This is a genomic window from Mesorhizobium sp. M0772, assembly GCF_040320135.1.
Taxonomy (GTDB): Bacteria; Pseudomonadota; Alphaproteobacteria; order Rhizobiales; family Rhizobiaceae; genus Mesorhizobium.
In genome coordinates this window covers 1-19,204 of sequence record NZ_JAMYPB010000061.1, presented here as the reverse complement: position 1 = coordinate 19,204, position 19,204 = coordinate 1, and the positions used below count along the sequence as shown (strand labels likewise).

The following is a 19,204-nucleotide window of genomic DNA, read 5'->3' as shown; positions in this document are numbered from 1 at the left end:
CCTTCGAGGAAAGCCGAAGCAGACATCATCAAAGGCATCCGTCATTGTTAATCCCGTCCTCAACCTGCAGCCGTGCCCGTTCCCACAAGCCGAGCCGCCGCTTGACTTAGTGGCATGTCGATCACCGTGATTCCGCTTGCCGCAAGGAAACGCGCTTCGTTTCTGGTCAGGGTTTCGGCGTCCATTACGGTGCAATAGGGACCGCGGGAGCGCTTCATGATCTGTCTGGCGTAGGTGCGCAGCATCTGATCGTTGAAGCGGCAGCCAACGAAGAAAAATCCACGGGTGATGCGCCGTTCCTTCACAGCGTCTGGGATCGGTGTCTGGATATCAATTTCGGACAGGACTTCGACGTAGTCGGAATCTGCGACGAGAAAGTTTTGCGCGGGCTTAATACTCCCGTGAGGTGAATAGAGAACCGTCTTGGCCCCCAATCGGGGGTCGAGCTCCCTCCCGGACAAATCGTAGGTTTTCGTCCAAATGTTGCCGATTTCATTCGCGCGCGTGACGCCTTGTATCTCAACGACGTCCGTTCGGCCGGTCTCTACCAGAGCCGTGCGCATCGCGCTGTCATACCAGCTGTCGATGATGAGGGAGAGTGGCAGCCTTGCGAGCCAGGCGTGGAAGGGGGTCGGCCCCACCGGCGCTGCGAATATGTCGGTCATCCAAGCTTGAAGCGTCCGGCGATGCCGGCGCTGTTCGATGAACTGTGCAACCGACCACATATTGGTGCGGATCCTGGAAGGGGCTGGAGCCCGTGCATTGAGTGCCGCGGCAACAACCTCCGGGCTATGCGGCACAGGCGGTTCCACACAGTTCAACTCAAGAAGACCCGGACCGAGATAGGGGATCACCTCATCGGCGGCGAGCGCTTCCTTCGCCAGGTCAAGCAGCTTTTCAGCAAAACTGTCCCGCACAATGACGAGGTGGCCCGATGTCAGGATCGTGTTCATCTCGTTTCCTCGCGACGCACCTAGGGGCAGCATCAGCCCTCTTCGGAAATCTTCCTTGCCTCGACGGTGATCGGCAGACGCGTATCATGTGGGAGATCGGGTAGGAGGAGCCGCCACCCGTTCCTGAGCGTGACCGTTCCGCCCCACAACTCTTCCTTCTCGAGTTTGATGATCGGCTCTTCGAGGTCCTTTTTGGGGACATACGCCGACAAACCAGCATCGGTCCTGCGGATCATGACTTTCATCTGGCCGTCCCTTCATTGGTATTGCTTTCAGCACTGCAGGGCGCCTCGGCCTTGTCGAGGCTCATCAGTTCACGCGCTCGCATACCGACGACGGTGCCACGGTCGATCCACTCGACCGCATAGATGAAGAACTGCTGGAGGAAGGTGCCAATGTCGCGCACATATCCCTCGTCCCCCTTCCGCACGAGATTTTCGCCGATCTCCCTGCCAGGATAGGTGCCGTCATTCTTTATGTGGCGAGTGGCACGTACCCGCTCTCCCGGCATGAATCGTGGAGGCCTGCGGATTTCGATCTCCTCTTCGCGTCCGAGCGACATGTCCGTTCCCTGATTTCTCTTGCGGCTGAGATTGCGAACAAGGCGTTCCAGGCGTCCTGCGTAGGCAGCCCCCAACCATGTCGGCAGTCCAATGTCCGTTACGCAGGAACGCAGGTCTTCGGCACCGGACATACCGAGGCACATTGCTGCGCATCGAAGACCCCCTCGCATTCGGTACACTTCTGTGACTCGATCACGTAGCTCTCGCCTTTGAACTTGATCGCGCCGGAAGGACATTCGAATTCGCAGGCGCCGCATTGGGTGCATTGGGATGCGATGATCTTGAAAGCCATTTTAACTCCTGGTCCGAATGAATGAGACAGCTCAGGCCGTCGCCGCGAGTGTGGGGGTCCCAGATGCGGCGATGTAAATCGCGCTGATTGCTGTCTCGATATAGTCATGGGCACAGGCGTCGGTGGCTCTGATTCCAGCCTCCGCGAGCTGATCCTGCGGGCAATTTCCAATCTTGGCGCACAGCACGATATCTATGCCTTGAAGCGCTGCGATGACGCCATCGAGGGCGGCTTCTGCGCCCCAGCCGCCAAGGCAATACTTGTCCACCTTCCGATGCCCGACGAAGCTGATCCCTTTCAGCGAGGCTTGATAAACCTGGAATTCCTTCGCATGGCCGAAATGCTCATTGACGCGGCCGCCGCCCTTGGTCGCCACCGCGAAGAGAAGGGACTTGCCGGGGCTCGCTGCCTTGACCAATCCGATCGCTTCTCTCCTAGCCTCGACGTGATCACGGCGCTCCTCCGCGACCAGCTCCCGATAGGCCTTGCGTTTGCTGGCATCGTAGGTGACCTCGCCGGGGATCCGGTCGACTGTGAATTCCTGGCCACGATCTTCTCCGAGCAGGCCCACGGCATCTGCCCGGCACTGCCGGCAGTGGCGCATCAACTGGGCGCCGTTTTCGACACGATCCTGAAGAGCCTTCATCTCCATTGCGTTTGGGCCGCGCTGCCCGCTCAGACCGTAGTGCGTGCCGTGGGCCGGGTCCGAAATCAGCGGCATAAGGTTGTGCAGGAACGCGCCTCGCTCCTTAATCCATCTATTCACCTCGATCAGATGCTCATCATTCACGCCCGGGATCACCACCGAGTTGATTTTGGTGAGGATGCCCCGCGCGGTCAGCATCTCCAGGCCCAACATCTGCCGCTGGTGCAGGATCCGGGTGGCTTCAATGCCGACGTAGCGGCGATGATCGTGAAAGATCCAAGGATAGATCTTTGCACCGACCTCAGGGTCGACCATGTTGATCGTGATCGTCACGTGATCGACATTCATGTCAGCAAGCTCATCGACATGGTCGGGCAGCGCCAGCCCATTCGTGGATATGCAAAACTTGATGTCTGGGATTTCCCTGGCGACCCTGGCGAAGGTCGCCTTCGTCTTCTTCCAGTCGTAGCAGGCGTCGCCCGGTCCGGCGATGCCGAGCACGGAAAGCTGCGGCACCTCATTGGCGACCGCGATCACCTTGCGTAGCGCCTGATCGGGCGTCAGCTTTTCAGAGGCCACCCCAGGCCGGCTTTCGTTGGCGCAGTCATATTTGCGATTGCAGTAGTTGCACTGGATGTTGCAGCCCGGCGCGACCGCGACGTGCATACGCGCGAAATAGTGATGCGCCTCTTCTGAAAAGCAGGGGTGATCCTTGATCTTCTCCCAGACAGCCGGATCCGTGTCGTCGGGCTTTGTCGACGAGCCGCAGGACGAAGACGCGCAGCCCCCGAGTTTCATGGTGCCAAGCAACTGGTCACCGAATGTCGTGCTGAGGCTCTCAAGCGAAATTGCCGGTGCAGACATGAACGGCTCCGTTGCTGCGTGATGTCGCAGTTCAAAGCGCAAGAGCTATGCCAGCCCAAAGAGCTGTTTCGGTTCATTGAATAGGCTTCCCGTGTCACATTCCTTCGGATTGCTCCGACACACCTGTCGGGCTTACGACAGTGGACAGGCAAATAGGGTCGCGAGGCTAGCAGCCTCGGGCGCGCAGAGTGTGAGCGAGACCACTCCGGGCTGCTTACGCATGACGTCATCACGACGTCCCGAATTTCTTAACCTTGATACCATGCCGGCGCAGGGCGTAGCCGATTATCCAGGGCGTGAGGCCAGGATTACGAGCCGCCCTGGCAAAACCCAACCGGCCTTGTCAATCGCGTCGATCAGCCACTAGCGTTCCGTCAGATGCGGGCGACAAGCGGCATGGTTCGGACGCCGGCCGTAAGGGGAGATACCTTGCTGCGGAGGCGCCAATGCGACTGGCCGGCAGCCGCAATCCGCTCGATCTGGTACAGCCTGTGGTATGAGGCGGCGAGTGCCTGATTGAGGTGCGTGGGTGTTGCCGGCAGTGGCGGCAATCTCCGGCTCTCCTTCAGCGTCCAGACGACGACTTCTCCATCACCCGTCTGCAGAAACGTGGGCAGGACGTTCACGACAATTGCCCAGCGTATGGCGAGCGTAATCTCCAGCTCGCTTGGCGCGGTCAGCACCTTCACATATCGTAGAGTCCCTGAGCGCGGTATCTGCTTAGGGCATGCGTGCGCCGGTCATCCGAATTTAAAGAGGATTCCGAAACCGCCGCGTGGATAGTTCCACTCGATCTCACCAGTCGTCCCGCACAAAATCCGGCAGGTGCCGCACTCCATGCAGCCGTCGGCAGTGATCTCCACTTGACCCTTGTCGTTCAACTCATAACATTTCGCCGGGCAGACGTGGGTCAGCGCGAGCAAATTCGCGCTCGGCTTCTGGTGCGGTCGCACTTTGATGTGCGGGCGGCCGGAATCCACCAAGTAGCGGTTCTGGTAAAGCTTGTCCTCGACACGTGACTTCGTCGCTGCGCTGGTCATTTCGTCTCCCCTCAGCGCCACGCCAATGCAAGGCGGACCGCGTCGCTGACCAGCCCCCAGCGCGAGCGCGCCTTGATGAAGGCCGCCGTGGTCGCCTTTTCCTTCTCGATCTTCGGCGTGCCGTCGACACGCATGAAGTTCTGCGCAGCTTGCGACATCAACCGCGGATAAGTCGTGAAATAATTGCATGAATTGGTGTGGAGCAAGGCCGGCATGTCTTTGTATTTCCTAAGGTCCTTGACCACGAAGGACTTGTCCAGCATGGCTTTGTAAAGGGCGAGATTCCGTTTGTTCATCGGACCGTTGCGGCTCTTGACCTCGACGATTGCCTCAGCCGCAATGCGGCCGGAGGTCATGGCGAGGTTCGAACCCTCGCGGTGAATGGCGTTGTTCAGTTGCGCGGCATCGCCGACCACGACCCAACCATCGCCAAAGAGCTGCGGAATAGCCTTGTAGCCGCCTTCGGGAATGAGGTGTGCGGAATATTCTTTCACTTCCGAGCCGGCGATCAGCGGCCGGATCGAAGGATGGCTCTTCAAGGCATCAAGGAGAACGTAGGGGCTCTCGACCATCGCGGCAAAATCGGAGACGAGGCAGCCAATGCCCAGTGAGATGGACTCCTTGTTGGTATAGAGGAAGCCGAGCCCGGCCATGCTGCGGGAGGTCGTGCCCACCGCCTCGATCACGCAGCCCTCATCGCCCTTTACGCCGAACCGCTGCTCAATGACCTCTTCGGGCAAGAAATGCATTTCCTTGACGGCGAGGGCCACGGTTTGCGGCTTTGGCATCTCGCGCAGGCCGGCTCGAGTGCCAAGCAGTCCGCAGACACCTTCTGCGAGAACGACCACGTCCGCGTAGATGGCTCCGCCCGCCCGGTCTGTGCGGACGCCGATCACCCTGTCATTGGCATCACGGATGAGTTCCGTCACGGTCGTCTCGCACAGAACGGTCGCGCCGGCCGCGCGCACCTTACGCGAAAACCATTTATCGAACTGGGCACGGATGATCGTGTACCGGTTGGGCTTCGCCTCATTGAAGTCGTCCGACCTATAGTGAATCCCTGTATGGGATGTGTCGTCCATCACCCAAAGCCGCTGTTCAACCAAATGCCGCTCGAGAGGCGCATCATCCCGGAAATCCGGGATGATCTTCTCCAGCATGTTCGCGTACATGATGGCACCCTGGACATTCTTGGAGCCCGGATATTCACCCCGCTCCAACTGCAGCACCTTCAGGCCATGGCTGGCCATGGTGTAAGCAGCTGCGTTTCCGGACATGCCTGCCCCAACAACAATGGCGTCGAAGTTTTCCTCGATCATGTCCATCCCCTTAGCTCGAAAGCTTATCGCGACTGTGGGGCGACAGCCGCCGGGTGAAGGCTTCCGTCAGTGCGGGCAGGAAGCGGATCGCGTCGGTGACGATTCCGAGGTGAGCGAAATCGAAAATCGGCGCGTTCGGGTCGGTGTTGATGGCCACGATGAGATCCGCCCCCTCCACGCCAACCCGATGCTGGACGGCGCCGGAAATCCCGGCCGCTATGTAAAGCTTCGGCCGGATCGTCTTGCCAGTTTGGCCGATCTGCCGATCAGCTGGCATCCAGCTCTTCTGGACCAACGGACGCGAACAGCCGTGCTCGGCGCCGATTGCTCGTGCGAGGTTCTTCACAAGCTGCAGGTTCTCCGCCGCGCCAAGACCAAGGCCTCCCGCAACCACGACGTCGGCATAGGCAAGGTTTGCCTTCGCCGACTGATTGTCCGGCAGGAAGCCGAGGACTTTGGTAGCGATCTCGTCCTCGGCAAGCGAAAGCTTGTGCCGGATGACACGCCCGACCGGTTTATCCGTCCGCTGCGGCATGGGCATGACCCTCGGCCGCACGGTCGCCATCTGCGGGCGGAAATTGAGCGTATAGATCGTGCACAACAAGGAACCGCCGAAAGTCGGACGCGTGGCGGCGAGCGAACTGTCGGTATCCACATCGAGTTCGGTGCAGTCGGCCGTGAGCCCCGTCTGCAAGGTCGTCGCCACGGAGCCGGCAAGATCCCTGCCCAGTGTGGTGGCACCGAGAAGAAGGATTTCGGGTTTGTGGGTATCGACCAGATCCGTCAGCGCCTTGGTGAAAGGTTCATTCCGATAGTCGGCGAGCAGGGGCGCCTCGGCGATGTAGACAAGGTCAGCGCCATACGCGAATGCTTCGGCAACGGCGTTCCCGACGGCCTCTCCCGGCGGTCCAAGCACGACGCCTGCAAGCTGGACCTGAAGCTTGTCTGCTAAGTTGCGGCCTTCGCCGAGCAGTTCGAATGATACCGGATGGACCTCGCCACGTTCGAGCTCGATGAAAACCCAAACGTGCCGATAGTCCTTGAAATGGGCGGGCAATTCCTTCTTTATGCCGGCGCGGCCGGCGGCAGGGCGAGGGGTTTCTCCGTTCGCGGTCGACATCGTTTTGCTCCTTGCCGTCACGCGCCGCCGTTAAAGGCGAGCTCATGTTCCAGCGCCGGCTGGCGGGTGAAGATTGCGGTGATGAGTTCGTCAGCGACATCGCGCAAGGCCTTCTCGGCGGTGTCGATTTGTGCCGCCTTTTCAGCTCGAGCAGGAGGGGCGAAAACACGTTTGACGACCGTCGGTGAACCGCGCAGGCCGCATTTGGTGAGATCCTCAATGCCGGCGTCGGCCGCGCTCCATTTCAAGACCTGGCTGCGCGCGGCGCACAAGGCGTCCTGGATCGAGCCCCGGCGGATCTCGTTTGTGCCTTCCAGCATGGTGATGAGGCAAGGGAGCCTGCTCTTCAGCATCTGTGTGCCGCCTTCGGAACGGCGCTCGACCTTGATCTCGCGTGCAGCAAGGTCGACAGACGGGATCTTCGCGACATAGGTCAGTTGCAGGAGTCCGAGGCGCTTGGCGATGCCGGGCCCGACCTGGGCGGTGTCGCCATCGATCGTCTGCTTGCCGGTGAAGACGAGGTCTGGCGTGCCGAACGTCTCGCCAATCTTCGCGATTGCCTGGGAAAGGGCGAACGAGGTTGCCAGCGTGTCGGAGCCGGCGAAATAGCGGTCGGTCAAGAGCACCGCTCGGTCGGCGCCGTAACCGAGCGCCTTGCGCAGCGCGTCCTCTGCCATGGGCGGACCCATGGTGAGCACAGTGACTTCGCCGCCATGTGCGTCGCGCAGTCTGAGCGCTTCTTCGAGGGCGAACAGGTCGTAAGGGTTGATGATGGTCGGAACACCCTGGCGCATGATCGTGTTCGTGACCGGATGGACCCTTATCTGTGCCGAGTCCGGCACCTGCTTGATGCAGATTACGATGTGCATTGGCGGTTTCTCTAGGCTCCTGTCCGGGTCCGGCATTGCGGTTATCTCCTTTGTCCGCATTATTCGTGCCAAGTCTCTTGCGCTCCCCCTTTCCTACAACTTCGGCTGGTTGCTTCTGACGGCGCTGTGGTGATGACCGCATTTGGCGGCTGCTCGACATTGTCGCGTCGCACCCTTGTCGCCGATCATTCCCGTCCGAACCGCTTCAGTACCGAGTCGAACGGAACAAAGGTGTGACCCGGCGCGGCAGGTTTGTTCGGATCGTGGTCCTTGAGCACCTTGAAAATCCGATGCGTGAGCGGCGAGGAAATCGCAAAGTCCTCGTAAGCTCGTTCGAGCGTCGCGCGCACCCTCGCGGCAATCACCTGGTCGGGCAGACCGGAGAAATCTTCTTCGGCGAGGTATTGGCCCACACGCTTCATGATATGGAGCCGCGAGACATTCAGTACCTTCGGGTCATAGGCGACGCCTAGGACTGAGAAGAATTCCTCTGCAGCCGACAAGCGCTTCAGTCGTGCGAGGATGTCGGTGACATCCATGGGGCGGCTGTCAGCGGAACAATTCATTGCATTCTTCCTGGTCGCAAAACTGTGGCCTCTGTGCGCTCGCGCACGGCTGACTTGGACCCGCACAGCTCGATGAGGGATGGCTCGCTGCACATTCCATCGTAGAGCTCGACCAGTCGAGTTGCAGTGACGGTCGATTTGGTCTCGGCCGCCTCGCGTCGGACGCGGGCCAACATCGCGGCTGCCAGATCCGGGTCGAGATCGCGACCGCTTTCGCTCAGCACATGGGCAATCGCAGTGGCGCCGGAATGCTTGCCGATGACGATCCGCCGGCAGCGGCCCACGAGAGTCGGATCGAGCCCCTGATAAGTACGCGAGTCCTTCAGCAGCCCTGCGACGTGAATGCCGGATTCGTGGGTGAAAACATCGGCGCCGACGATCGGCTTAGTGGCTGCGGTCTGCCGGCGGGCGGCCCAAGCCACCTGGGCGGCGAGGCCGGGCAATGCGGTCAGCTCAATGCCGGTGTCTGCGCCGTCGAAGACTGCCATTGCGGCGGCCACCTCCTCCAGCGCGGCATTGCCCGCACGCTCGCCGAGCCCCAGCACGGTGACGGAGGCATGGCGCGCGCCTGCGCGGATCGCCGCCAGCGTGTTGGCGCCAGCAAGTCCGAGATCGTTGTGCGCATGAAATTCAAGGTCGATTGGAGACTGCACCACGAGCTGGGCGACAAGTTCGAAGGTCGAAAACGGGTCGAGAACACCGACTGTGTCGGCCAGCCTCACGCGGCTTGCGCCGGCGCGTGCGGCCGTCTCGATGACGCGGGCGAGATGATCCCGATTGGCCCGCGAGGCATCCTCGCAGCCCACCGCGACGAAGAAGCCGGCATCGGCGGCGCGCCTGACCATATGATCGATGACCTGGAGCGCTCCCGCCTTGTCGAGGCCGAGCTTGGCGGCAAGTTGGATGTCCGACGCAGGCAGCGACAAATTGACCGCTTGGACGCCGCTCTCGATCGCTGCATCGAGATCCAACGACGTCATCCGGCACCAGGCCATGAGCCGAACCGGAAGACGCCGCGCTACCACGGCGCGAATTGTTTCCATCTCGTCGACGCCCATGACCGGCGTGCCGATCTCGATCTCTGTCACGCCAGCCGCCGCAAGAGACTCAGCGATCTCCAGCTTTTCCGTCGTGGTGAAGGCGACGCCCGGCGCCTGCTCGCCATCGCGCAAGGTCGTATCGTTGAGGGAGACACGACCGGTCATGACAGGCAGCCTGTTCTTCTGCGGCTCACGCATAGACCGGACTACCCGGCCCAGAACCGGAAAAGCTGCGCAGCTTCCCCACGATTCCCGGCATGACCTCGAGCACCCGGTCGATGTCCTCTTCGCTGTTGTCCCGCGCCAAGGAGAAGCGGACTGCCGCGTGTGGCGTTTTCATCGCGCTTAGGACATGGCTTGGTTCCAGAGAGCCGGAGGTGCAGGCCGAGCCAGAGGAACACGCGATGCCAATGCGGCTGAGGAGAAGTGGAATTCCATCACTTTCGACATGTTCGAAGGAGATGTTTGCGGTGTTGGGCAACCGTTGCAAGGGATCACCAGTGACACAGGTGCTTGGGATGCGCTGGAGGATCCCGCCCTCCAGGCGATCGCGGAGCGACTTTACCCGTGTGGTCTCGTCGTCCATGAATTTCAAGGCGAGTTCGGCCGCCGTGCCGAGCCCGGCTATGCCGGGCGTATTCTCGGTTCCAGCACGCCGGTTGTGCTCTTGGTGACCCCCCTTGATCAGCGAATGGAAATCGACGCCACGTTTTACGAAAAGCGCACCGATCCCTTTCGGCCCGTGCAGCTTGTGGCCGGAGAGCGACAGCATGTCGATTGCGGTCGACTTCAGGTCCATCGGAAGCTTGCCGACCGCCTGCACAGCATCGGTATGGAATAGGGCGCCCACTTCCTTGGCCAACTCGGAAAGCCTTGCCACGGGGAAGATCACACCAGTCTCGTTGTTCGCCCACATTATTGACACGATTGCAACCTGTGGGGTGAGGGCGGCCATATAGGCGTCGAGATCGAGCCGACCACGGCAATCCACCGGGATCCTGTGCACCTTGAGGCGGCGGGTCTTCTCAAGATGCGCGCAGAGCGTCAGCACGGCGGGATGCTCGACCGCGGACGTCACGATCTCGGTTCGGTTGGGCGCCGCCTCGAGCGCTGAAAGAAGCGCTGCATTGTCGCTTTCTGTCCCACCCGAGGTGAAAGTGATCTCATCCTCGAACTCCGCGCCGATCAGAGCTTGCAACTGCCTCCGCGCCTTTTTCACCGCCGCACTGACTGAGGCGCCAAGAGCGTGTGCCGACGAAGGGTTGCCGAATTGATCCCTAAAGAACGGCAACATCGCTTGCACGACCTCAGGATCGACCCGTGTGGTTGCGTTGTTGTCGAGGTAGACAGGCTTCATAGGTGCGATCCTCAGTTAAACAGAATGACGCGAGCGCTAGACCGACTCGTTGAGCCTCTGGCGCATGCCGTTGATGATCATTTGAACTGGCAGCGCGCGCAGGCGCCCGGAGTGTTTGACGTAAACCGGATCTCCGTCGATATGGACATGTTCGCAGTGGCCGTAGGTCAGCCCGCAGGTAAGGACGCCCGAACGCGATAACGCTACCGATGAGCCGAATTTGGCGCAGCGGCGCGATTTGTCCGCAAGCAGCTCGGGTGCCACCAGGAACCGAGCTGCTTCGGGAGGCGACGTTCTTTGAATCCTACTGGGAGCGAATGGCGGTCCCGAGATCGGCTTTGCCCTTGTCTTGTTTTTTAGGACGGGGACATCTGTTGTGCCGGCCATATAAGTCTCCTCTGCCGCAAAATCACTCTGTCGGCCGCACAGGCGCTTCGGGCGTTTAACTGAAGGACTTGCCGCAGCCGCACTTTTCGCGCGCATTGGGGTTATCGAAGACAAAACCGGAAGATTGGAGCCCGGTGAGGAAGTCGACGGTCATGCCGGCTACATGGGGTTGGGAGCCCGCGTCCACGAACAGCTTGACCCCATCTGTGTCAGTGATCGCGTCGCCCTCGCGCGACACGCTCTCCAGGCCCATTAAGTATTTGAAGCCTGCGCAGCCGCCGGCCTCGACCATAATGCGAAAGCCTTCCGCCGGCTCGCTGGCACGGCAAAGAGCAGTCTTGAAGGCGGCAACAGCGTTGTCGGTGAGCGTAATCATGGCTCCATTCTCCTCAGTCCGCGACCTGCTTGCCCATCACGTTGCATGCACCGTGCCAAAGCCAAAAAACGTTTCAACACAGCGCGGCATCTCTCGCACTGGTGCCTCTTGATTGCTGATAAGGTGTCGGCCAATCGACACGTGCTGTCGGGTTTGTCGGGTCCGGCACGAGGGATGTTGGCCTGAGTTCTTGGGTGAACTCACATCACCAAGGACAGAACTTCTTCTGAGCTTGCCTCGGCGCAATTGGCACGGTTTTTGAAGCTCCGTTTGGCGAGACGGCAAGAGCATGCCGATCCACAACCATGCCGTGGGTGCCATCGCGATGGATGGGGCGAAGCAAGGGAGTAACATGTCAGGACCGTGGTCAGATACGCGTTGTTGGCAAAGCAGCGCCGCTCGTGGCATCCGAATGCCCGCTTGGCCGATTGCGACAACATCCATACTGGCTCACCACCGCCCAGTAGCCGCCGACCGGCTCGATGGGATGCCATCGGCATGTGGCTGCTCGCCGGTTTTCGCATCGGTGCGACGCCGTGCGCACGCTGTCCAGCGACACCTTGTTCATGGGCCAGCAGCAGATCAGGATCGAGCATTTCGGCGCGCCTTATCGGCTGAAGATTCCCGGGCAGGGCAGATGATCCTCACACGTCGTAGAAACAGGGGTAAGCATGGACCAACGCGAGAAACCGTCGCCCGACGAAATCCGGCGGGCGTGCAAAGACAATCCGAAGATCCGGGAGCATGATCTCGCCGCTCGATTGGGCATTTCGGAAGCCGAGTTGGTCGCGGCGCATTGTGGTCACGGCGCGGTGCGCATCGAGCCGCGCGTCGATGATCTGCTGACCGGCCTCGAAGCGGTCGGCGAGGTGATGGCGGTCACCAGCAACGAAAGTGCCGTGCACCAAAAGATTGGCGTCTACGGCAAAGTGGTCACCGGCAACCAGCATGCCATACTGCTCGGCGACGAGATCGACCTGCGCATCTTCCCGAAAGCGTGGGCGTATGGCTTCGCCGTCGAGAAGCGCGAGGGGGCCGAGATCCGCCGCAGCCTGCAATTCTTTGATGCCACCGGCGAGGCGATGCACAAAGCTCATCTCACGCCCGCCTCGAACCTGCAGGCCTATCAGGATCTGACGGCAGAGCTTGTATCCCCCGACCAGGAGCCGATCATATCGCTCGAGGCGAGCGGGGCGCGCGATAACGCAGTGAGTCCAGACCACGCCACCACGGTCGACGACCTACGCGAGCACTGGGGCCGGCTAAGCGACGTGCATCAGTTCTACCATATGTTGAAGACACTGAAGCTCAGCCGCTGCCAGGCGATGCGTATGGCCGACGAGGATGACGCCTGGCTACTCGACAATGATGCCATTGGCGCCCTGTTCCAACAGGCGGCCGAAGACGAGATGCCGATCATGTGCTTTGTCGGCAATCGTGGTTGCATTCAGATCCATTCCGGCCCGATCAGGTCGGTCAAGCAGATCGGGCCGCGGATCAATGTGCTCGAAGAGACCTTCCATCTGCATCTTAGGACCCATCGCATCCGCGAGGTCTGGGCCGTGCGCAAGCCGACGAGGGATGGTCACGTTACGTCCATTGAAGCCTATGGCGCGGACGGCAAGATGATCATCCAGTTCTTCGGCACGCGCAAGGAAGGCGAACGCGAGGGCAGCGACTGGCGGTTTCTGGCCGAGAGTCTGCCACGCGTTCCCGGTCCGACCTCCAGGGGTGTGTTGACTGCCGACAGGTCCTCGGATTGAATTGGCCGCGATAGGACTCAGCACCACGTTCCGACAGCGGCTCGCGAGCAAATCTAGGTCCATGAGCGGAAAGGATGCCGTCGTAGCGCATGCGCATGGTCAGGTGATGCACGCCGGAATGGACCGCATCTATACAGTCAAGCTGGTCGCCGGTCGGCACCGGTGCGCACGAGTGCATCGCCGTCTGCCGGAAAAGCCTTGCAGCGCCTGCGAGCGATAAAACGCATACGCCATCAGCGCCGAACCGAAGCGCGGCTTGACCTTTTTGATATTTCCGATCGTCTCGCGCAAGCGCCGTCGGGTCTTCTCGGACCGCACCCGATCCTTGCGCTGGATCGCGTCATTGCTCAATCCGGGCCGTGCGAGCGATCTACTCGCTCGTCGACCGGCAGGCTGTGCAGCAACAGCCAAGCCGAACAGCCCGATGTCGCGGGCTCGACAAAACCGACCACGGATGTCGGTTGTCGGACGTTGTCATAAGAATGATGGACGGGTGATCATCAGCGGCAGACCCAGCGCAGGCTGGCATTGCTTGGTGCACCGCCATGGCTACCCTATCCGGCACGCGACTTGCTTCGACAATTTGATCAGCAGGGCAGAGGTGATTGACCAGTCTCTCAACCCTAACGAGGAAGCGGCCGCTTTGCTTCATGACCGGAGCGCGGCGGAGATGCCCCTCTGATCGACTTCGCAACCCATCTCATCCGCGCTGGTGCAGGTGGGCTGTATCAGGCGACAGAATCTAGAAGGCGCCCGACAAGAGACGTGCCCATGCTGGAAATCGACTTTATGAACAGCGGTGCAATCTCAATTGAGCCATGAACGCCAATGTAGAGAAAACAAAATGGCGACCAACCCCGTTCCAGATCATGTCCCGCCCGAAATGGTGAGGGACTTCAGCCTGTTTACATCGCCAGGGATGCCACCAACACCCAACGGGGATCCACACGCAGCTGTCGCTTGCGTACATGACGGGCCTCCGATCTTTTACTCCCGCTACAACACGCAAGATGGCCGGGGTACCTGGGTCATCACCCGTGCCGCGGACCAGCGGAAGGTGCTGCAGGACGCAGAGACTTTTTCCAGCCATCGCAGCATCTTCTCCTCCATACTGGGTGAGAACTGGCCGACGATCCCGCTTGAGCTCGATCCACCGGCCCATGGCGTCTTTCGCTCACTGCTTAATCCGCTGCTTTCGCCAAAGCGGGTGTTGGCTTTGGAACCGGCTGTCCGCGAACGGGCGGTCGAGCTGATCGAAAGGATCGCCGCGTCGCGCACAAGCTGCGACGTGATGAAGGATTTTGCCTTTCCTTTCGCGGTGAGCACCTTTCTTCGCTTTCTGGGGTTGCCTGATGACCGACTCGATACATTCGTCGGCTGGGGGAAAGATCTGCTCCACGGCGACGACAAGGAACGACCTGTGGCTGCCCGGACGATCGTGGCATTCATCGACGAACTTGCAGCCATGCGCCGCGATGAGGCGGTTGACGATTTCATGACCTTTATAGTGCAGGCACAGGTCGAGGGCCGCCGGCTGACTGACACCCAAGTCCGCGGCATCGGCGTGCTTGTCTTCGTCGCTGGGCTCGACACGGTCGCAGCAGCTATAGGCTTTGACTTGGCGTACCTCGCACGCAACCTCAAAGATCAGCAATTGCTGCGGAGCGAACCGGACCGCATCCCGCTCGCAACCGAAGAATTGCTGCGGGCCTATCCGCCCATTCAGTTGATCCGCGTGGCCACGAAAGATATCGACTTCGAAGGCGCGCCGATCCGGAAGGGGGACTATGTTTCCTGCGCCACGATGATTGCCAATCGTGACCCGGCGGAATTCGAATGCCCCAACACGATTGATTTGGAGCGGGAGGACAACCGCCACGCAGCGTTTGGCTATGGTCCCCACCGTTGCCTTGGCTCACACCTTGCCCGGCGCGAGATTGTCATTGGCCTGGAGGAGTGGCTGGCGCGCATCCCGGCTTTCAGGATCAAGCAGGGTACGGCGCCGATAACTTCTGGCGGCCATGTGTTCGGGATCGAAAATTTGATCCTGGACTGGTCTTAGGCCCGCCCCGAGCCCGGGCACAGACAATGGAGGCAGCGCCATGCGCATCATCGTCCAAAAGGCCAAATGCCAGGGCCACGCGCGATGCGCGGCGCAAGCGCCGGACATCTTTAAACTCGATAATGATGGTTACATCCTGCCTGGTGACATTGAAGTTGCGGAAGGGGAGGAACTGCCTGCATCACGAGGCGCGCGATCCTGTCCTGAACGTGCGCTGGAACTCACTCGCTGACGCTCTGGATGAGACAGCATTCAACCGTGAGTCTGGCGGCTTGAACCATGTGGCCGCACTCAGCACGCGACCTCTGTCCCGCACGGTTCACGTCCAACTCTGCGGGGCAAATTCCGGCGCCAGTGTTCCCCGTGAGGCGCAAACGGCAGGGCCGGGGTTCGCGAACCTCTTCGAATCACAGAATTTGCGCCAGAGCCGATGGACCAGACGAGAATTGCCGAACTACTCGACGCGAGGCGACCCGGAGTGCCGTACCGAAGAACTGCCCGACCCATGTTGCGGCAGGCCGGGTCTCTGCATGATTTGATAGGGCGAAACCAGGAGAACGCACCATATTTGCCCAACATTATGCCCGGCTCAGCACCGGCCAATGGCCGCAGCTGGAGAGAAGGTTCGACCAGCATGTGCTTGCCTGTGTGCTTTCACGTGCGCTCGAGGAGATCGAGGCCGGCGAGGCGACGGCGACGGAGGCAACCGGACTTTCGCGCGCCGAGTTGCGCGATGTCCTGTCCCGCTGTTTCCCTGCTTTTCCTATCAACGCGTTTGCCTTGGAAGAGGGGAGCGAGCCTGAGCCGGATCTGGAAGAAGAACTTCTGCGCGGACTGCTGCTGGCGCATGCCCGGCCCGACGACAAGGCAAGCGCCCGCTTCGCCAAGATCATCGCCCGGCGTGCCATGCGCAATGACCACCTCTGGCAAGACCTTGGCCTTTTTAGTCGAAGCGACCTCGGCCGCCTGCTCGCCTCGCATTTTCCGACGCTGGCGGCCGGCAACACCCAAAACATGAAATGGAAAAAATACTTTTACCGAAAGCTCTGCGAGGCCGAAGGCTTTTCGCTGTGCAGCTCCCCCAGTTGCCGGGACTGCAATGATTTCGAAAGCTGCTTCGGCCCGGAGGAAGGCGAAAGCCGCCTCACACGGACCAAGGACAACGCCCAGGGTTGAGAGCCGCTTGCGTCAGTCGTACAGCGTCAGAGCTCGGGCCGCGCCATCTGTCTGTTGTCAAATCTCGACGGACGCCTTGGGGGATTTGAATACTGTGCGCTCGCGATGCTCGCTTCGGCGGGTCGTCGTCATGGCAGGCGCGAGTCGAATGTTTGTTAGATGCCGCCACAACCTAAGCCGGCATCATCAATCGCTACAAGCGCAAGGAGTTGAAGGACACGTTGCGCGATCTTGAGCAGGCCGGACGAAACGGGGTCTGCAGTGTTTTCTTCCGCTTCGGCGCCACATAGCTTTCAACCAGGCGAAATGCTCGACGTCGACAGTTACCAGCGGCCGTAGGTTGATGGTCACCGTGTTTGGCGCTCAGAACTTCCTCCGTGCTAGTCAATGGCGAGCATCGGAAGCGATTTTGCAGGTTTTGCGCTGACGGGATTCTGGCTCGGCCCGCCGGTCGGGTTCGTCAAAAGGTGCTAATATAGCGTTGTATGTCCGATCGGCGGTAGTAGCCGCTAACTGATCGCCGGACGGTCATCCCTGAACCTTGTTGCACCGCACCTGGAGTGCTTAGGGAATGATATTATCTGACAAATGGAAAAATCACGTAGGAGCCAAAGTAAAATTTTATTATATCTGACTCCTGAGAATTACCAAGTAATGATCCAAGAACGAATCTTTCGCGGGCCGTTAAGTTGTTTTTCAACTCTAGTGCGTCACTATGGGGTCCGTAGGTCCCAAAAAATGTCCCATCCTTTGCAAGGCAACAAGGAGGCGTACTATGGCAAGAATTTTTGAAATTCTTACGGGCAGTCTGACTGCCGGATGTGTTCTCGTAATTCTTTGCATGCCAGCGACTGCAGCTGGAATTAATGTCGGAGGCGTCGACCGGGTATCCGTCGGCAGCGGAGGCGCCAGCGCTAATGTGGGCGGCAACAGCGGCGCTACGGCTAGCGTATCCCTAGGCGGTTCTGGGGCAAATGCCGCAGCCTCCGTCGGCGGCACTGGCGGAGCGACTGCTTCCATCGGCACCGGCCGCGCCAATGTCGGTGTCGTCACCGGGGTCGGTACCGACGTAAATGTCGGCGTTGGAACCAATCCAGCCGCCAACCCCAGCAACCCGACCGCTTCGAGCAACCCGAATCTGGCTAGCGTTGTCGGGGATATGTCGAACGCCCAGGTCACTCGGATGAAGAAGCGCTGCGTCGAAGTGCTTAGCAACGAAGATACCTATGATCGTGAGCTGCGCCGGCTCTGCTTGCTGATCTCGCGCCGCTAACCAGCGACCCCTTTCCGACCTGTCGGGGCTGTCGACATGACACTCTCCAGTTCCGGCAGTGGAAGCCCGCCCGCCGAAAGGTTGGCGGGCTTTTACAGTCAGCGTTTTTCCATCCGCAGCAGGCAGGATGTTTAGGCACTTTCGCGTATGTAAACGTTGACACTTAAGGCGCTTTCGCCTCGTAGGCAAGTTGTGTAACGCCTTGTTCTTGAACAAAAAATGTGAGAACGCCTAGTTGCTTAAGCGAAAAGCGCCTTACCGAGCGGATATCAAAAATAAACATTGTAGCGATCTTGCAACCGCCCGAGGCCGCTTTTACGCGTTCGGAGCAAGTCTAAGGCCGATAAGTCATCGTTTTGCTTATGTTTCTTCACGTCACGGTGGCGGTAGGTGTAGCCGGGAATGTCCTGCAAATGGAACGTATTGCCGGGAGGCGAGTAGCGGTAGATAAATCCGAATTGGTCGGTGATCCCGTTGACGCTCGTATAAGTGATCTCGCCATAGGCGGAGGGCTTGCCGCAACAGGGTTGCCTATGGTCTCTTGATGCTGTTCGGAATGTTGGGGCTGAGTGCTCTTGCGCTCGTCTGGCGGTAAAGCCGCCCCGAGTAAAACTACTCCGAAAGCCGCAATGAGGATGCCCCGATAGCGTCTAAGCATTGCAGTAAGAAGGCAGCGCTAAAGCCCCCCGGCTTATTTTGTTGTTCAAATTACGCTCGGTTTCGTGAATGTTCATAGTCGCCAATTTTTCGGCGAGTTGGGCATAGGTGACGCCCTTCCGCTTCAACTCTGACTTCAAAAGGTTCTTGGCTTTCGTCTCGTATTCGACGGTCTGCGGGTCGTCCTTGCCTGCCATAGCCTCGCCTCAAAAAAATATCATCACAGTCGGTGGTACAGGCCCCTGTATTTGGCGATACAAGCCCCGCATATAACGGATATGATGACAATAGCCCAACACTTCCTCCTTTCCGCCGAAAGCCGCTCCCTTTCTCTGAAAGAGATTTACAAGGGTGGCGAGGAAAAGGCTTACGACGCGTTCAAGCGCCTTCGCTGGGCTTCGACTCAAGGCGAGCCTGTTTGCCGGAAATGCGGGTGCCTGGATCATTACGACATTCCGACCCGTCGCAAGTTCAAGTGCGCCGCTTGCGGGGGCGCAGTTCTCGGTTACGAGGGCACGATCTTCGCCTTGGCGCAAGCTGTCGTTTGTCGATCTGCTCGCCGCGATCTGCCTGTTTGTTAACGGCGCGAAGGGCATGTCGGCGGTCCAGTTCTCTCGCGATCTGGACGTGCAGTACAAGACCGCCTTTGTGCTGGCTCACAAGCTGCGCGAAGCCTGTCGGCTGAAACCAAGAACGAAACCCTTGAAGGCGAGGTCGAGATTGACGGCGCTTACTTTGGTGGCGTGGTGGGCGCCGCGGGGGCGCGCGTGTGGGGCGGGGCGCACCCCGCGGGGGGGGGTTTTTTTCAGCCCACTTGGGGGGGCGTTCGCGTGTTGGTTTAAAACAGAACCCCGCCCCCAGCCAACGGCGGAGGTCGTTTT

The 19,204-nt window shown here is 59.9% G+C and carries 23 protein-coding genes and 1 pseudogene; 8 read left to right on the top strand and 16 right to left on the bottom strand.

Going from position 1 to position 19,204, the window contains the following annotated elements; all coding sequences use genetic code 11:
- Positions 1–59: 59 nt before the first annotated feature.
- The 10 genes from NKI06_RS27425 to NKI06_RS27380 all read right to left on the bottom strand — a co-directional run bounded on the left by NKI06_RS27425 (position 60) and on the right by NKI06_RS27380 (position 7,666).
- Positions 60–953, bottom strand: a complete 894-nt coding sequence (locus NKI06_RS27425; RefSeq protein WP_352498801.1) for an SIR2 family NAD-dependent protein deacylase — start codon at positions 951–953, stop codon at positions 60–62.
- 32 nt (positions 954–985) lie between these two features.
- Positions 986–1,198, bottom strand: coding sequence for a putative nitrogen fixation protein NifT (nifT, locus tag NKI06_RS27420; protein ID WP_023672220.1), 213 nt, complete (start codon positions 1,196–1,198; stop codon positions 986–988).
- On the bottom strand, positions 1,195–1,515 hold the full coding sequence (locus NKI06_RS27415; protein WP_023687354.1) for a nitrogen fixation protein NifZ: 321 nt from the start codon (positions 1,513–1,515) through the stop codon (positions 1,195–1,197). The genes nifT and NKI06_RS27415 overlap by 4 nt, the downstream gene beginning before the upstream one ends.
- A 98-nt stretch (positions 1,516–1,613) precedes the next feature.
- Positions 1,614–1,808, bottom strand: coding sequence for a 4Fe-4S dicluster domain-containing protein (locus tag NKI06_RS27410; protein ID WP_023672218.1), 195 nt, complete (start codon positions 1,806–1,808; stop codon positions 1,614–1,616).
- A 31-nt stretch (positions 1,809–1,839) separates the two neighbouring features.
- Positions 1,840–3,318, bottom strand: a complete 1,479-nt coding sequence (gene nifB / locus NKI06_RS27405) for a nitrogenase cofactor biosynthesis protein NifB (protein ID WP_023708818.1) — start codon at positions 3,316–3,318, stop codon at positions 1,840–1,842.
- Between the two features lie 374 nt (positions 3,319–3,692).
- Positions 3,693–4,007 carry a hypothetical protein gene (locus NKI06_RS27400; protein ID WP_023727116.1) on the bottom strand — a complete coding sequence of 105 codons (315 nt, stop codon included), beginning with the start codon at positions 4,005–4,007 and terminating at the stop codon, positions 3,693–3,695.
- Positions 4,008–4,058: 51 nt separating this feature from the next.
- Positions 4,059–4,358, bottom strand: a complete 300-nt coding sequence (locus tag NKI06_RS27395) for a ferredoxin family protein (protein ID WP_023806340.1) — start codon at positions 4,356–4,358, stop codon at positions 4,059–4,061.
- An 11-nt stretch (positions 4,359–4,369) separates the two neighbouring features.
- On the bottom strand, positions 4,370–5,677 hold the full coding sequence (locus NKI06_RS27390; RefSeq protein WP_023712672.1) for an FAD-binding protein: 1,308 nt from the start codon (positions 5,675–5,677) through the stop codon (positions 4,370–4,372).
- 10 nt (positions 5,678–5,687) lie between these two features.
- Positions 5,688–6,797: an electron transfer flavoprotein subunit alpha/FixB family protein gene (locus NKI06_RS27385; protein ID WP_023685019.1), complete on the bottom strand. Its 1,110-nt coding sequence runs from the start codon at positions 6,795–6,797 to the stop codon at positions 5,688–5,690.
- Positions 6,798–6,814: 17 nt separating this feature from the next.
- Complete coding sequence (locus tag NKI06_RS27380) at positions 6,815–7,666, bottom strand: electron transfer flavoprotein subunit beta/FixA family protein (protein WP_023672212.1); 852 nt, start codon at positions 7,664–7,666, stop codon at positions 6,815–6,817.
- Between NKI06_RS27380 and NKI06_RS27375 the strand changes: the two genes are divergently transcribed.
- Complete coding sequence (locus NKI06_RS27375; RefSeq protein WP_023708822.1) at positions 7,590–7,799, top strand: hypothetical protein; 210 nt, start codon at positions 7,590–7,592, stop codon at positions 7,797–7,799. The genes NKI06_RS27380 and NKI06_RS27375 overlap by 77 nt on opposite strands.
- 52 nt (positions 7,800–7,851) lie before the next feature.
- Here NKI06_RS27375 and nifW read toward each other — a convergent pair whose 3' ends face one another.
- From nifW to NKI06_RS27350, 5 genes are read right to left on the bottom strand one after another with little or no spacing between them, the layout of a single operon-like run.
- Positions 7,852–8,232 carry a nitrogenase stabilizing/protective protein NifW gene (gene nifW / locus NKI06_RS27370; protein ID WP_023687348.1) on the bottom strand — a complete coding sequence of 127 codons (381 nt, stop codon included), beginning with the start codon at positions 8,230–8,232 and terminating at the stop codon, positions 7,852–7,854.
- Positions 8,229–9,437, bottom strand: coding sequence for a homocitrate synthase (nifV, locus tag NKI06_RS27365; protein WP_032997499.1), 1,209 nt, complete (start codon positions 9,435–9,437; stop codon positions 8,229–8,231). The genes nifW and nifV overlap by 4 nt, the downstream gene beginning before the upstream one ends.
- A 25-nt stretch (positions 9,438–9,462) precedes the next feature.
- On the bottom strand, positions 9,463–10,629 hold the full coding sequence (gene nifS, locus NKI06_RS27360) for a cysteine desulfurase NifS (RefSeq protein ID WP_023702840.1): 1,167 nt from the start codon (positions 10,627–10,629) through the stop codon (positions 9,463–9,465).
- 36 nt (positions 10,630–10,665) lie between these two features.
- A complete protein-coding gene (locus NKI06_RS27355) occupies positions 10,666–11,016 on the bottom strand; it encodes a hypothetical protein (RefSeq protein ID WP_352987686.1) in 351 nt (116 codons plus the stop codon).
- Between the two features lie 55 nt (positions 11,017–11,071).
- A complete protein-coding gene (locus tag NKI06_RS27350; protein WP_023672207.1) occupies positions 11,072–11,392 on the bottom strand; it encodes a HesB/IscA family protein in 321 nt (106 codons plus the stop codon).
- A gap of 536 nt (positions 11,393–11,928) precedes the next feature.
- Between NKI06_RS27350 and hemP the strand changes: the two genes are divergently transcribed.
- From hemP to NKI06_RS27320, 6 genes are all read left to right on the top strand, one after another.
- Positions 11,929–12,033, top strand: a complete 105-nt coding sequence (gene hemP, locus NKI06_RS27345) for a hemin uptake protein HemP (RefSeq protein WP_023685012.1) — start codon at positions 11,929–11,931, stop codon at positions 12,031–12,033.
- Between the two features lie 30 nt (positions 12,034–12,063).
- The gene (locus NKI06_RS27340; RefSeq protein ID WP_023672205.1) at positions 12,064–13,155 is read left to right on the top strand and encodes a hemin-degrading factor; all 1,092 of its coding nucleotides are present in this window, start codon (positions 12,064–12,066) and stop codon (positions 13,153–13,155) included.
- A gap of 844 nt (positions 13,156–13,999) precedes the next feature.
- The gene (locus tag NKI06_RS27335) at positions 14,000–15,217 is read left to right on the top strand and encodes a cytochrome P450 (protein WP_023727121.1); all 1,218 of its coding nucleotides are present in this window, start codon (positions 14,000–14,002) and stop codon (positions 15,215–15,217) included.
- A gap of 40 nt (positions 15,218–15,257) precedes the next feature.
- Complete coding sequence (locus NKI06_RS27330) at positions 15,258–15,449, top strand: ferredoxin (protein ID WP_081725572.1); 192 nt, start codon at positions 15,258–15,260, stop codon at positions 15,447–15,449.
- 332 nt (positions 15,450–15,781) lie between these two features.
- Entirely contained in the window at positions 15,782–16,393 is a 612-nt protein-coding gene (locus tag NKI06_RS27325; RefSeq protein ID WP_352889828.1) for a nitrogen fixation protein NifQ, read from the top strand.
- Between the two features lie 775 nt (positions 16,394–17,168).
- Positions 17,169–17,666 (top strand): hypothetical protein, encoded by a 498-nt coding sequence (locus tag NKI06_RS27320; protein ID WP_352987685.1) that lies wholly within the window; start codon positions 17,169–17,171, stop codon positions 17,664–17,666.
- Positions 17,667–18,316: 650 nt separating this feature from the next.
- Here NKI06_RS27320 and NKI06_RS27315 read toward each other — a convergent pair.
- Positions 18,317–18,520: a DUF6471 domain-containing protein gene (locus tag NKI06_RS27315; protein WP_352812854.1), complete on the bottom strand. Its 204-nt coding sequence runs from the start codon at positions 18,518–18,520 to the stop codon at positions 18,317–18,319.
- A gap of 90 nt (positions 18,521–18,610) precedes the next feature.
- Between NKI06_RS27315 and NKI06_RS27310 the strand changes: the two are divergent.
- Positions 18,611–19,081: pseudogene (locus NKI06_RS27310) on the top strand (transposase family protein); the annotation flags it as partial.
- Between the last annotated feature and the right edge of the window lie 123 nt (positions 19,082–19,204).

Bases quoted from the DNA above. Each gene is read 5' to 3' on its own strand.
- NKI06_RS27425 (WP_352498801.1), bottom strand. From the start codon at position 953: ATGAACACGATCCTGACATCGGGCCACCTCGTCATTGTGCGGGACAGT.
- nifT (WP_023672220.1), bottom strand. From the start codon at position 1,198: ATGAAAGTCATGATCCGCAGGACCGATGCTGGTTTGTCGGCGTATGTC.
- NKI06_RS27415 (WP_023687354.1), bottom strand. From the start codon at position 1,515: ATGTCGCTCGGACGCGAAGAGGAGATCGAAATCCGCAGGCCTCCACGA.
- NKI06_RS27410 (WP_023672218.1), bottom strand. From the start codon at position 1,808: ATGGCTTTCAAGATCATCGCATCCCAATGCACCCAATGCGGCGCCTGC.
- nifB (WP_023708818.1), bottom strand. From the start codon at position 3,318: ATGTCTGCACCGGCAATTTCGCTTGAGAGCCTCAGCACGACATTCGGT.
- NKI06_RS27395 (WP_023806340.1), bottom strand. From the start codon at position 4,358: ATGACCAGCGCAGCGACGAAGTCACGTGTCGAGGACAAGCTTTACCAG.
- NKI06_RS27390 (WP_023712672.1), bottom strand. From the start codon at position 5,677: ATGATCGAGGAAAACTTCGACGCCATTGTTGTTGGGGCAGGCATGTCC.
- NKI06_RS27385 (WP_023685019.1), bottom strand. From the start codon at position 6,797: ATGTCGACCGCGAACGGAGAAACCCCTCGCCCTGCCGCCGGCCGCGCC.
- NKI06_RS27375 (WP_023708822.1), top strand. From the start codon at position 7,590: ATGATCGTGTTCGTGACCGGATGGACCCTTATCTGTGCCGAGTCCGGC.
- NKI06_RS27380 (WP_023672212.1), bottom strand. From the start codon at position 7,666: ATGCACATCGTAATCTGCATCAAGCAGGTGCCGGACTCGGCACAGATA.
- nifW (WP_023687348.1), bottom strand. From the start codon at position 8,232: ATGAATTGTTCCGCTGACAGCCGCCCCATGGATGTCACCGACATCCTC.
- nifV (WP_032997499.1), bottom strand. From the start codon at position 9,437: ATGACCGGTCGTGTCTCCCTCAACGATACGACCTTGCGCGATGGCGAG.
- nifS (WP_023702840.1), bottom strand. From the start codon at position 10,629: ATGAAGCCTGTCTACCTCGACAACAACGCAACCACACGGGTCGATCCT.
- NKI06_RS27355 (WP_352987686.1), bottom strand. From the start codon at position 11,016: ATGGCCGGCACAACAGATGTCCCCGTCCTAAAAAACAAGACAAGGGCA.
- NKI06_RS27350 (WP_023672207.1), bottom strand. From the start codon at position 11,392: ATGATTACGCTCACCGACAACGCTGTTGCCGCCTTCAAGACTGCTCTT.
- NKI06_RS27340 (WP_023672205.1), top strand. From the start codon at position 12,064: ATGGACCAACGCGAGAAACCGTCGCCCGACGAAATCCGGCGGGCGTGC.
- NKI06_RS27335 (WP_023727121.1), top strand. From the start codon at position 14,000: ATGGCGACCAACCCCGTTCCAGATCATGTCCCGCCCGAAATGGTGAGG.
- NKI06_RS27330 (WP_081725572.1), top strand. From the start codon at position 15,258: ATGCGCATCATCGTCCAAAAGGCCAAATGCCAGGGCCACGCGCGATGC.
- NKI06_RS27320 (WP_352987685.1), top strand. From the start codon at position 17,169: ATGGCAAGAATTTTTGAAATTCTTACGGGCAGTCTGACTGCCGGATGT.
- NKI06_RS27315 (WP_352812854.1), bottom strand. From the start codon at position 18,520: ATGGCAGGCAAGGACGACCCGCAGACCGTCGAATACGAGACGAAAGCC.